The organism is Bifidobacterium magnum (assembly GCF_000741255.1).
Taxonomy (GTDB): Bacteria; Actinomycetota; Actinomycetes; order Actinomycetales; family Bifidobacteriaceae; genus Bifidobacterium; species Bifidobacterium magnum.
Genome location: NZ_JGZB01000002.1, coordinates 209,798 through 222,241, shown reverse-complemented (window position 1 = coordinate 222,241; position 12,444 = coordinate 209,798). Strand labels below are relative to the sequence as shown.

At 57.8% G+C, this 12,444-nt stretch carries 11 protein-coding genes; 7 read left to right on the top strand and 4 right to left on the bottom strand.

Going from position 1 to position 12,444, the window contains the following annotated elements; all coding sequences use genetic code 11:
- Window positions 1–89: 89 nt before the first annotated feature.
- Window positions 90–233 (top strand): hypothetical protein, encoded by a 144-nt coding sequence (locus BMAGN_RS08255; protein WP_155802531.1) that lies wholly within the window; start codon window positions 90–92, stop codon window positions 231–233.
- Window positions 234–272: 39 nt separating this feature from the next.
- Window positions 273–1,970, top strand: coding sequence for a glycoside hydrolase family protein (locus BMAGN_RS07820; RefSeq protein ID WP_022859721.1), 1,698 nt, complete (start codon window positions 273–275; stop codon window positions 1,968–1,970).
- Window positions 1,971–2,075: 105 nt separating this feature from the next.
- Here the strand turns inward: BMAGN_RS07820 and BMAGN_RS01815 are convergent, their stop codons facing one another.
- Window positions 2,076–3,419, bottom strand: a complete 1,344-nt coding sequence (locus tag BMAGN_RS01815) for a polymer-forming cytoskeletal protein (protein WP_152593255.1) — start codon at window positions 3,417–3,419, stop codon at window positions 2,076–2,078.
- 250 nt (window positions 3,420–3,669) lie between these two features.
- Here BMAGN_RS01815 and BMAGN_RS01810 point away from each other — a divergent pair, with 250 nt between their 5' ends.
- Together BMAGN_RS01810 and BMAGN_RS01805 are read left to right on the top strand one after the other, a co-directional pair.
- A complete protein-coding gene (locus tag BMAGN_RS01810; RefSeq protein WP_022859719.1) occupies window positions 3,670–4,305 on the top strand; it encodes a putative ABC transporter permease in 636 nt (211 codons plus the stop codon).
- Between the two features lie 103 nt (window positions 4,306–4,408).
- Complete coding sequence (locus BMAGN_RS01805; RefSeq protein ID WP_022859718.1) at window positions 4,409–5,419, top strand: hypothetical protein; 1,011 nt, start codon at window positions 4,409–4,411, stop codon at window positions 5,417–5,419.
- Between the two features lie 42 nt (window positions 5,420–5,461).
- On the opposite strand, the gene BMAGN_RS01800 is transcribed toward BMAGN_RS01805, so the two are convergent.
- Together BMAGN_RS01800 and BMAGN_RS01795 are read right to left on the bottom strand one after the other, a co-directional pair.
- Window positions 5,462–6,223, bottom strand: coding sequence for a carboxymuconolactone decarboxylase family protein (locus BMAGN_RS01800; RefSeq protein WP_022859717.1), 762 nt, complete (start codon window positions 6,221–6,223; stop codon window positions 5,462–5,464).
- A 45-nt stretch (window positions 6,224–6,268) separates the two neighbouring features.
- Window positions 6,269–7,240 carry an alpha/beta hydrolase gene (locus BMAGN_RS01795; protein ID WP_022859716.1) on the bottom strand — a complete coding sequence of 324 codons (972 nt, stop codon included), beginning with the start codon at window positions 7,238–7,240 and terminating at the stop codon, window positions 6,269–6,271.
- 357 nt (window positions 7,241–7,597) lie between these two features.
- Between BMAGN_RS01795 and BMAGN_RS01785 the strand changes: the two genes are divergently transcribed.
- A complete protein-coding gene (locus tag BMAGN_RS01785) occupies window positions 7,598–8,662 on the top strand; it encodes a hypothetical protein (protein ID WP_022859715.1) in 1,065 nt (354 codons plus the stop codon).
- A 238-nt stretch (window positions 8,663–8,900) separates the two neighbouring features.
- Here BMAGN_RS01785 and BMAGN_RS01780 read toward each other — a convergent pair whose 3' ends face one another.
- A complete protein-coding gene (locus BMAGN_RS01780; RefSeq protein WP_022859714.1) occupies window positions 8,901–9,755 on the bottom strand; it encodes a CDGSH iron-sulfur domain-containing protein in 855 nt (284 codons plus the stop codon).
- 369 nt (window positions 9,756–10,124) lie between these two features.
- Here BMAGN_RS01780 and BMAGN_RS01775 point away from each other — a divergent pair, with 369 nt between their 5' ends.
- Both BMAGN_RS01775 and BMAGN_RS01770 read left to right on the top strand, forming a co-directional pair.
- Window positions 10,125–11,102 (top strand): MFS transporter, encoded by a 978-nt coding sequence (locus tag BMAGN_RS01775; protein WP_033510623.1) that lies wholly within the window; start codon window positions 10,125–10,127, stop codon window positions 11,100–11,102.
- 150 nt (window positions 11,103–11,252) lie between these two features.
- Entirely contained in the window at window positions 11,253–12,443 is a 1,191-nt protein-coding gene (locus BMAGN_RS01770) for a MalY/PatB family protein (protein WP_022859711.1), read from the top strand.
- Window position 12,444 lies beyond the last annotated feature (1 nt).

Genomic DNA, 12,444 nt, shown 5'->3' with positions numbered 1-12,444 from the left:
TGAACAAACGAAAACAAAGCCAGTTGCAACGGCGCGCGCAGTGTATTACCACAAGCAATTGCACATTACCAATCTAAGAAGGGGGCATCATGCATTTCCCATGGAAGCGACGCGCCATGACGGCGCTCGCAGCGCTGACCGCCACTCTCATGGTCGGCGTGGGCCCTGTGACGACCGCACAGGCCGCCGAAGAATACCCCGATGTCATGCTGGGCGTGTTCACGAACAGCTAGAAGGATGCGACGGACACGTTCTTCGCTTCCTATGACGGCGTGAATTTCCAGCGCATCAGCGAAGCGTTCGTGGACGAAAATCCGAACGACGCGAGCAAGCAGTGGGCGAAGGGTTCCGGTTCCGCTGAAAACCCCGTCGCTGTTCCCGGCGCTTCCTGGAAGCGCACGGGGAAGTTGTGGCCGTTCAGCTGCCCGAGCATCATTTACCACAACGGCTACTTCTGGATGCTGGCCAACGAATCCAATGGCGGCGACGATGGCAAGTTGGGGCTTGTCGTCTCGTTCTCGAAGGATCTCGTCAACTGGGCCGACCAGAAGCAGATCAAGGTGGATGTACCGAACCTGAAGGCCGACAACAACGACAAGACACGTTTCGACGCGGTGGCGGCCGACTGGGCCGTCATGCCGAACGGCAAAATCGCCGTTGTGGTGTCGATGGGACGGTACGGCTCGTTCCACGGACAGTCTGAAAAGGACACGATGTACCCGTATCTCGTGACCTTCGACGAACTGTCCACGACCAAGGATCCGGCCAAGAACCCGATGGAAAATCAGGTTACCGAACGGCATTCGGCGGCGACGCTGATCAACCTGCCGATCGACAGCTACAACGATACGCACAACAACCGTATTGACGGCTCATGGTATTTCGAAGGTGACCTTGCCTACCTGTCCATCAAGCGCAAGGGCGTGACCAACGAAATCTATTCCACGGACAAGAACCTCAGCAATGTGGGCAACAAGTCCAGCTGGAAGACGGTCAACGCCAATGTGTTGACGGGCTATGAGGCTCCGTCCATGACGAAGTTCAACGGCCGCTACTACTACTTCACCGACGAACTGGCCACGTGGACTCCGGACGACCATGTCCGCAAACCCTACCAGCGTACTGGTACGCACGTGCAGATCGGCACCACGATGACCAACTTCAGCGGCGTCAAGCGCGTCCAGGCCATCGGCAAGAACGCCAACGGCTCGATCCGCAACTATACGGTGGCGCAGAACAACAACGCCAACGGTGACGGTCCGCGCCACGGCACCGTGATTACCGTGACTGACCCGGCCGCCAAGAAGGTGGTGTGGGAGCGTTACCACTCGCAGAAGTACGCGCCGGCCCAGACGATGTACCACTTCTGGGACGTCAAGTACACGAACAACCGCGACCATGAGGACGATGTAGAGTGGTTGGGCGTCACGGGTATCACCACCGGTTTCCCGGATGGCTCCTTCGGTGGCCTACGTACGGTGATCCGCCAGGACATGGCGGCGTTCCTGTACCGCCTGGCCGGCAGCCCCGCCTTTGACGAGGCGTCGGCGGCCAACCCGTTCTCGGATGTGGTCAAGGGCAAGACGTCGCATTCCAAGGAGATCCTGTGGCTCGCGTCCACGGGTATCACCACGGGATGGGACATCAAGGATGCCGACGGCAACGTGATCCGCAAGGAGTTCCGTCCGGGCGCCAACGTGGTACGACAGGACATGTCCGCGTTCCTGCACCGCTTGGCCGACTACCAGAAGGCGACGCCGACGCTTGGCACCGCGCTGGAGTTCACCGACGTGACGATGGATGGCGACAACAAGACGCCGCACGCAGAGGACATCGAATGGCTCTCGCGCACGGGAGTCACGACGGGTTGGATAGAAAAGGACGGTACGCGCACGTTCCGTGGAGGCAGCTCCGTGGTCCGTCAGGACATGGCGGCATTCCTGCACCGCATGAGCGTCAACGTGCTGTAAGCACTACTGGCATATAGCGGCAACCGGCAACAACAAGGGAGGCCCCGCAATGCGGGGCCTCCCTCTTATTTATTTATGTGTTTATTTATTGTATTTGCACGCAACTTACGCATTGGGATCACGGTGTGCGTCTTGCTGGGAAGGTCCGTCATAAGGAGCTCCATACCCGTATGTCGCTCCGGCCGGAGCCTGCTGGTAGGCCATCCCGTTGGGACCGGTTGGATCCGAAGATACCGGGGTTGCCGGCGCTGTCGGGGTTGTCGCAATGGCGTCGCGCTTGTGGTTGCGCAGCGCAGCCCATATGGCTTGCACCACGTATCCCAAGATGAACAGGAACGCGGCAAGGCCGACAACCGCACCCAGAATCGGCACGATCATCGCCACGCCGAGCACCAGCGCGCCAATTGCGGCGGATGCGAAGCGGTTCATATTCGGGAACAGTATGCGCGCGAACACGGCGGCCGCGAACGGTACCGCGGCGAAACCGAGCATGACCGCGCCGAAAATAATGGCCATCGCGATCGGCAAGGTGACGGTCAGGCAGATCAGCAGTATGCACAACAGCGGCAGCGCGATCAACGCGATGGCGCCCGTACCGAAAATGCGTCCCGCATGCGTGCGCGTCATGGTTACGGCGCTCTCCGTGGCGCGACGCAACAGCCAAGTCAGCGCCAGGGCGAACACGATGGTGCCCGCAATACCTGCGACTGCGGAAATGACGGTCGCGAGCACGGGCTTGCCCGTCTCTTTCTCTTCACGCTGGAAGTCGAGCGTGCCGATTTGCGCTGACGCGTCCACCGAAGGTTCGTTGGACGATTTCACGGCCAACGTGCCCGTGATCTTGGCGTCCGGGCCGACCACCACCTTGTTCGCGTCGACGGAAACGTCACCGTTCACGGTACCGTTGATCGTCACGGAGTCGCCGGCGACACCCACGCCATGATAGGTTCCATTGACAATGCTGACGGTTTGGGCGACCGCATACAGGGCTCCATCCACGCTGATGTCCTCGCAGGTGATGGTTTGCGCCGCCAAGGTCAGGTTGTTGTTCACGGTCGTGTCATGGACCGCAATGTTTTGCGCGGCCACACGGATGCTGCCGCCCACATACGCGTTGTTGACGTCCACCTGCTGGCCGGCCATGATAATGTCGCCGCCTACGCGGATCCGCTCGACGGTGGTATTCTGCCCCACCCAATATAGGTCGTGCTTCACTTCCATGTCAGCGGCCACATTGTTGTTTTCCGTGGCGCCCAGCACATTGCCCGCACTATCGGTCACCGTTACGGAATCTTGAGAAGACGTGTCTTCCGTGGCGTATGCCGAACCCGCGGCCAAGCCCGTTGCGGCCACGCCGGCGAGCGCAAACGTGAGCAGCGCCACCATGGCGGCGCATCGACGTATGAACCGCACCAAAGTTTCGCCAACCGATCGATTCTCGAGTCGCATTTCCCCTCCTCTGCTATTTTTGTTGGTTTTCCTTGATTTCTCTTGATTTTCCTTGCTCTTGCGCGCCTCAGTGTCCGGCCCGAACGAGTATGCGAACCGTTGTGGCGCGCGGTGCCTTGAGTATGGCATAGGAGATGAGGTGTGTGGCGAAATGTCTCACGCGCCGCCAGTCGGCCATGAGATAACAGCCGTTTGCGCGGGGCCGCGGTGGCGTTACACTGCAACAAGACCTATAGAAGGACGGCGCACCATGGCGAAAAACAGCAACAATACGATACGCAATGAGGAACTCGGATATTTCAAACCGCGCACCTGGTTCTTTTGGCGCACACTGATCCTGTGCCTGGCGCTGTTCAGCATTGTGGGCCACTGGTGCGAACTGCCCTACTGTCTGCTCATGAACCATCATTTCGGCATTGTCGCCGACTCCTACGCCGTATGGCATGACCCGTGGTATGTGCCGTACTGGGTGTACGGCATCGGCGCAGTAGTCATGACACTGGTCATTGAGCCGATCAAGGAAGGCATCGTGCGCCGCCGCAAAACCATTTGGGGCGCGTTGCTGGAAACTTTTGTCATCTGCTTCGTGCTGGCCGCCGTGTTGGAAACGGTGATCGGCCTGATCATCAACCAGCCCAATGAGCACGGCCAATACCCGTACTGGGACAATTCGGTGCTGCCCGGCAACATCTTCAACCAGGGCTGGGTGGTCAACGACTTCTTCATCGGACTGCTCGCCGTGATTTACGTATGGCTGTTCTATCCGGTCATCTGCCGCATTTTCATGCATATGAAGCCGCGTACCGCCAATATCGTGTTTGTGATCCTCATGGTGCTGTTCGCGATCGCCTGTATCGCGACCTATGTGCCCATGATCGGGGCCTAGCGCGGATTCATCCGTACTCGCCTAAATTTATTCCGGGCTGACCCGGACCTATATAAAACCGCCTCCAGCGAACGCGCCGGGGGCGGTTTTGTATGGTGGAACCATGACGACGAATGATGCGACTGCTATCAGGCCTTGGATTGTGCGCAGCGTGGCGCCCGGCGGATTTTTCGACCGCCACCCCGTCTTGACGCCCGCCCTTGTGCTGTCCGCATGCTGGGTGCCGTATGTGGTGGCGTTGTTGCGTTCTTCGATCACATTCGGATTGGCCCATTCCGTTCCCGTACCGTTGCGTTCGCCCTGGTATTGGGTGCTGCTCGCATTCGAACTGTTCGTGTGTGTTGTTTCCCATTCGTTGGCCGTACGTACGATTGTCCGGTTGCGCGGTCCCAATTGGCTAATCTGGGGATCATTGGCATTCTTTGGCCTGTTTCCCGTATGGGGCATGCTCACGGCCGCGGATATCCGCTACCCGCTGTTCGCGATGATGATTTGCGTGGCCACTTCCTCGTGCGCGTTCATCGTATATGGCGCCGCGCAAAACGTGCGCACATGGTTGCAGCTGTTTGGCTCGTCCATATTGATCGTATGGCTTGACGCGTATGGATGGTGGATTGCCGCGGCCACTTGGGCGGCCGCATTGGGATATACGTTGGCGCAAAAACGCTACCATACGTGGGCGCACGCCAATCGGGAGGGACGCGTATGTTCCTGGCTCGCGCTTGGAACCGTGGTGGCCGGCATCGTGCTGATAGTGGGCACCAGCACCTCGACACGTTTCGGATTCCCTGTTGGTTCCGCCGGGCAGCATCCGGTGTCCGTACCCATGACCGAGGGAATCTCCCATGCCGCGCAGAATGTCGAATCATGGCTTTCCTTGTGGATGCATACGCCAATCTATGTGGTGCTGTTCGTAGGCTTTGTCGCCTATGCGATATGGAAAAGGCGTGGCGACGCACTTGTCGTCGCCACGCCGCAAATCGCCATTGTCGTGATTGGCGCATGCACGGGCCACATCGGTACGCTGGCGTTCCTGCTGCCCGTGCTGGCCGCCCAGATCATGTTCTTCGGCGCCGCTTTAGGCGCGCAAAAGATTGTTCCGAAAGGCTGTTAACAGTATGCAGAACGGATCACTGCGCACCTGCCGCCGCTGCGTTTAGCGGGAGGTAGCCGCGATGTATTCGGCGTCTTCCACAGGCTCGAGCCATTCGTTGCTCCTGTTCGTTCCGGGGACTTCCACGGCGAGATGAGCAAACCAGCTGTCGGGAGCGGCGCCATGCCAATGCTTGGCGTTGGCGGGAATGTTCACGCACGCGCCCGGCAGGATTTCAATAGGATCCCGTCCTTCGATCTGCACGAATCCGCGTCCGGCCACACCGATGAGAATTTGGCCGCCGCCCTGGTCGGCATGGTGGATATGCCAATTGTTGCGGCATCCCGGCTCGAACGACACATTGAACATGTTGACCTGTTCAGTGCTTACGGGCGCCAGATAGCTTTGGCCGATGAAATATTGCGCGAACGCGTCGTTCGGCTCCCCGATCGGGAAAATCATGCTGGATTCGAACTGCGCTTTGGCGTCGGCCGCCGGATCCGCGGGCTCGTTCCACACGTCCTTGGCCATGCGGAATACGGCCCATGCCTTCGGCCAACCCGCATAGAACGCCACATGCGTGATCGTGGCGACGATTTCCTCGCGCGTCACGCCATGGTCCTTGGCGTTCTGCAGATGGTAGACCAGCGACGTGTCGGTAATGCCTTGGCTCATGAGCGTGACCACGGTGATCAGGCAGCGCGTCTTGAGGTCGATGCCGGGAATGTTCCAATTTTCCCCGAACAACACGTCGTCGTTGAAATGGGCGAAATCAGGGGCGAAATCGCCCAGCTGGTCGCGTCCGGCGGTTTGTGTCACCGTCATTGCGGGCTCCTTAGAAAATATGGATTGAATAAGATATGGATACGGTTACTTGCCCAAGTACTGGGTGTAGAACGATTCGATCTTGTCGAACGGAATGTAGTCGTAATTGTCGTACAGGTCCACGTGAACGGCGCCCGGAATGATCATCAATTCCTTGTTGTCGCCCTTAAGTCGCTTGTACGTGTCCTCGCTGAAGTAGCGCGAATGGGCCTCGCTGCCGTGAACGAGCAGCACGGCGTTCTCAATTTCATCCGCATACGCCAGCAGCTGCTGGTTCAAGAAGCTTTGGCAGCCGATGGCCGTCCAGCCGTCCGTGGAGTTCAGGGAACGCGGATGGTACCCGCGCGGGGTCTTGTAATAGTCGTGATACTGCTGCACGAACAGCGGGGCGTCGTCCGGAACGGGATCCACCACGCCGCCGGCGCGCTGGTAATTGCGGTCCGCGTATTCGGCGGTGCGTTCCCGGGCCATGGCACGGCGCTTTTCCATACGCTGCACTTCGCTGTTCTCGCCGTCGAAATAGCCGTTGGCGTTGACGCGGCTCATGTCGTACATGGTGGAGGCCACGGTCGCCTTGATGCGCGGGTCCAGTGCCGCGGCGTTGACAGCCATGCCGCCGAAACCGCAGATGCCGAGAATGCCGACACGATCGGGATCCACGTCCTCGCGGTTGCTCAAGTAGTCCACGGCCGCCAGGAAATCTTCCGTGTTGATGTCCGGGGAAGCCATGTAACGCGGCGCACCGCCCGATTCTCCCGTAAACGACGGGTCGAAGGCGATGGTCAGGAAGCCGCGCGACGCCAGTTCTTGGGCGTACAGGCCGCTGGACTGTTCCTTGACGGCGCCGAACGGCCCGCTTACGGCAATGGCCGCCAGCGGTTCCGTGGCGTTTTTCGGCTTGTATACATCCGCCGCGAGTTCTATACCGTAGCGGTTATGGAACGTGATCTTGTCATGGTCGACGTTCTCGTTGCGGTCAAATACCTTGTCCCAAGCGGGAGTAAGTTCCAGCTGCATTGAACGATGTTCCTTTCCACAATCGCAGGATATGACTGTCAGTATTTGTATTGTGGGAAAAAACTCAATATAAAACAAATAGTTTTATTGCATGGGACTATATGCACAAAATGCATACGATGATCGTTCTCTGGACGCCACCTACTATGCCGTTATCTTTCCTCCTCACATCTTCTTCTGCATTTTGAGACACAATCTCCGGCGTGTCTGTCTCAATTTGCAGAAAAGAACGGCGAAAGAGAAAACTGATCCGAAAACCGGCATAAAGTTTCCACAATGCATCGTCCAAAATGGCCAATAGACCACACCGCCACTCATAAGATGCACACATGTCGGCGCCCCGCTTACGGTGTTTTTATGACTACCGATGCCGGAAGAACCTGGGGCGCGCTCACCGCCGTCATAGCCAAAGCGATCGAGGAGCAACGCTGCGCCTATGCGACCAACGGCACCCAGCGCCAGCAATTCCACCGACTTGTCGCCTCGGGGATATTGGCAAAACCGTACCTTAATCTGTATGCTCCCTATGATTACTGGCAACAATTATCGCTCTGCGAGCGCCATATGCATATCATGCGGGCATTGACGTTACGCCATCCAAAATGGATTTTCGCGGGTATGTCCGCTTTGGAAGCGTATGGATTCGAGCATTCGCGATACATGCACGAGTCCGCCATCACCGTTCGCAGCGCATGGGCGAATTGTATAGGACACCCACGCAGCTATAAGCCACGTCAATCTCACCACGCATCCACATCCGGGTATATATCGGATTCACCGCTTGTTCAACGGTCTCGCCAACCGCTGCGCTACTTATATATTCCGGATGACGAGTTTACTGTGGTTCAAGGCATGCCCGTCACTTCTCCAGTACGCACGATCATTGACGCCATGAATGTCAGCCTTTTCCCGCATCGCCTCGCTATTGCGGATTCCGCCCTTGCATATGGGTTGTCCATTGATGAGATTGTCGACGAATGCGGTAAGCTGCGCATGGATTGCAACGCAATACTCACAGCATTCGAGTACGCCGATCAACGTAGTGAAAATGGCGGTGAGTCGTTTATGCGGGCTGTGCTCATCCAATGCGGATTTCAAATTCCGCAAATTCAAGTGGAGTTTGCTGATCCGCGCCGCCACGGTTCTGTCATTCGTGTTGACGCGCTTATATCTTGCGCTGATGGGCGGCGAATTGTGATCGAGTTTGACGGATTGCAAAAGTATCATGATCCCGATATGAGTTCTCGGAAATCTTTTGAGGAACGTATTACGGCGCAAGCGTCACGCGACCGTGCCCTTTTTGATATTGGCATTAGTACAATCGTGCACTGCTATTTTGAGGATCTCGTCCAGCCGGAACGTTTTATTCAAAAATTGGTGGACGCTCGAGTGCCGCGCCCCTATTATTCGCGCAATGTCTAATAACAATTATTGGACACATCTGCCACGCTATTATTCTCCTATCGTTCTTCTGCATTTTGAGACAGACACGCCGAGGTTCATGTCGCAAAATGCAGAAGAGGAATGGGATTCTAAGCATCATCGGCCATAATCGGCATTCCCTTCTGCAAATTGAGACAGACACGCCGAGGTTCATGTCTCAAAATGCAGAAGAAAAAGGAAAACCGTTCAGTCGCTGATAATGCGGGAACAGCAAAGCTTACGGGCGCGGCTTGTAGCTGAAGTTGGGGTCGAGCTCGCCCAGCTGGCCGTCCCATGCCGGCGAATTGTCGCGATATTGCACGTTGATGTGCATGGCGTCGCAGAACGGCAGGTTTTGGGAAGCGCCGCAGCGGCAGAGCGCATAACGGTTGCGGTTTTCGTATTCGGTACCATCCGCGCTGATAAGCGTAATGTGGCCCATCACGAAAATGGGGGCGGAATAGCCTTCCTGCACGTCTTCCAGCAGCACGATGGTCGGCGGGAAGTTCTGCTCGTACGGGGAACCGTCCTTGTCGTTGAAAGACACGAGGCGTCCCGTCGGGCAATTCCACGCGCCCGCGATGGCGGCGCTCACGTCACGCTCGTCCGTGGCGTTTTCCGTCAGCGTCCACGCTTCCGAACCGTTCTGGTGGCACATGCGTGCGAACGCGCAGCGGTTGTCGTCACCCATGGAAACCACGGGGCCTTCATACAGCTGGGCACGGTCGTCATAGGGTTCGCGGGAGGCCACTTCGGTGCCGTCGAATCCGATTTTCACATGCGTTCCGTCGCAGAATGGCGGGTTGGCCGAGCCTCCGCAACGGCACAATGCGACGGGACGGCCCGGCTGCGTGGTGAATTCGCGGATGCGGTTGTACTGCATGTGGGTGCCGTCGTCGCTTGGTACGATCGCGTCTTCCACAATGCGCACTTCGCCGCGCACAATGTACGGACCATTCTTCGTGATGGTGATCGACGGCTTGGGCGAATCGTCACCATGATGCGATTTCAAGCTCCGGTCGGACACTTTCACGTCCTGTTCGCGGTCAACATCGTGCGACTGCTTGGTGACAGTCCTCTTCCATTCACCCATGCCGGCTCCTTTATATTGCAAGTATTGGCGTATCAGATGGTTGATTGTGACCTTACTAGCGCCGGAACGCCTTCACTTACAGAAAAGAGTCCCGTCCCTGCGCAATGGCGCAATATGGCGGATCCGTCTGGAAAATCCGGGACCGGGTATATAACAGCCTTCGGCCGCATCGGAACCCATGAAAAGGTGCCGGTGCGATGCCCCAACAACTGCATATAGAAAAACGTATAGAGATTTATTCAAGAATAATTACCAGTATTTAGCGAGTTTCATTTTTTCATGTCCGACATATCGTTGTCTTCCAGCAAATCACGACAACATTCATCCTCACGTTCCGTAAAACAACCGATTTTCACGCGCTCCTTCAATATGGGATTCCTGTCCAGTTTGATGTTGCGCGCCAATTTCTATTTGCTCAACATTGTGATGGCCGCCTATTGCATGACGCGTTTCCACGCCAGCGTGTCCGTGGCCGGCGTTGCGGTGGGCGTCTTCACGATCGGTTGTCTTATCGCCCGGTTTCTGGGCGGCCCGGCCGTGGACAAGTTCGGGTTGAAGAACATCACGTATGTCGGTTTCGCCGCCGTATTCGTGGCGTCGGCGCTCGGACTGTTCGGATTGATTTTCACATTGTTGATCGGCAAGGAGGAACCCGAAGCGCAACGCGAAGCCGACATGATGATGGACGACATGGCATTGGAAGCGAATGCCCAACCCGTGGATTTCAGCGAGACGCAGGCCACCAAGTCTCCCGCAGCCAAGGAACCTGGCACCATGCGCCGTATGGTCAACAAGTCGCTTGAGCTTTCGGTGCTGCCCGTCGGTTTTGTGGTGTTCATCTCCTACCTGGCGTATGGCGCCATCTGCTCATACCTTGATCCGTTCTCCGTACAACTACATTTGACAAGCGTCGGCCAGTACTTTTTCGTGGTGTATGCGCTCGCGATGCTCGTGACGCGCCCGCTCACCGCCAAGTTGCTCGACCACCGCGGCCCCGCGCCGCTCATGCTGCCGGGCTTCGCGGTGCTCGCCGTGGGCGTAGGCATGTTGGGCATCGCCCCGAACGCGGAAACCTTGCTGATCGCGGCCGCGCTTATCGGTTGCGGCATCGGCGCCATCCAGCCCACGGGCCTGGCCATGGCCACCGCGCATATGCCCAAGGAACGCTTCACCGTGGCCAACGGCACGTCCTATATGATGACGGACATCGCCTGCGGTATCAGCCCGATCATTTTCGGCCCTGTGGTGTCCGCGATCGGCTACCGCGGCATGTATACCGTATTGATCGCCGTATGCATTGTCGGCGCCGCCGTGTTCGCCGTCCTTCACAAGAAGGGCCGCGTCTGATATTCGGGAGCGCTGCATGCCGCCGGCCACGCCCATCATGCAAAATATCCGCAAACAACTGTCTGTCGCGCGCATAATCTGCGAGAATATCGGTACAGCACACGGGATTGCGGACACCGCACTCCCCCGACCGGCAGAAAGGCGGACGCAATGACTCCTGAACAGCGCGCATGGTTCGACGAACCCGTGGACAGAAGCGGCACAAACTCCCTGAAATGGGACGTGATGGACGGCGAATTGCCGCTGTGGGTCGCGGACATGGATTTCCGTACGGCGCCGGCGATCACGCAGGCGATCGAAAAACGCGCGGCCCACGCAATCTACGGATACTCGATCATTCCCGACGAATGGAACGCCGCGTATGTGGACTGGTGGGGATCGCGCCACCATCTTGCGCTGGAACCGGAGTGGCTCGCCTTTGCCAACGGCGTGATGCCGATCATGTCAAGCTGTGTGCGCAAGCTCACCACGCCCGCGGAAAATGTCGTAGTACAAACGCCCGTCTACAACATCTTCTTCAACTCCATCGTCGACAACGGACGCAACATGGTCGAGAACCCGCTGGTCTACGACCGCGCCACGGGACGGTATTCCGTCGACTTCGAGGATCTGGAACGCAAGCTCGCCGATCCGCAAACCACCATGATGTTCCTGTGCAATCCGCACAATCCCGTGGGCGCCATCTGGAACGAGGACACGCTGCGTCGTATTGGCCAGCTGTGCCTGCAATACGGCGTGACGGTTGTGGAAGACAGCATCCATTGCGACATCACCGATCCGGGATACGAGTACGTGCCACTATTGTCGGTGGATCCGGAGTTCACCCGCAACACGATCATGTGCGTGGCCCCCACCAAAGCGTTCAACATGGCCGGATTGCAGACTGCGTGCGCCGTGGTCCCCGACCCGCTCCTGCGCCACAAGGTGCGCCAGGCGCTTCATACAGACGGCATATCCGAGCCGAACGCGTTCGCGGTGCAGGCCACCGTGGCCGCGTTCCGCGAAGGAGCCGACTGGCTGGACGCCATGCGCGAATATGTCGCGGACAACAGGGCCCTTGTGCGCGAGTTTTTGGCCGAGCATTTGCCGCTTATCCGGCTTATCCCCTCGCACGCCACCTATGTGCTATGGCTTGACTGCGCGGACATGATGCCGCAATTAGAACCGGGACAAAGCCTTGGAGACGACCTTCGCGCAACAACCGGGCTGTTCCTCACAAACGGCGCCCAATATGGCGGCGCAAGCGACGCGTTCCTGCGCATGAACATCGCCTGCCCCCAATCCACATTGCGCGAGGCGCTGGCCGCGTTGGAACGCTATTTCAAGGCTGTTCGCTTATAGT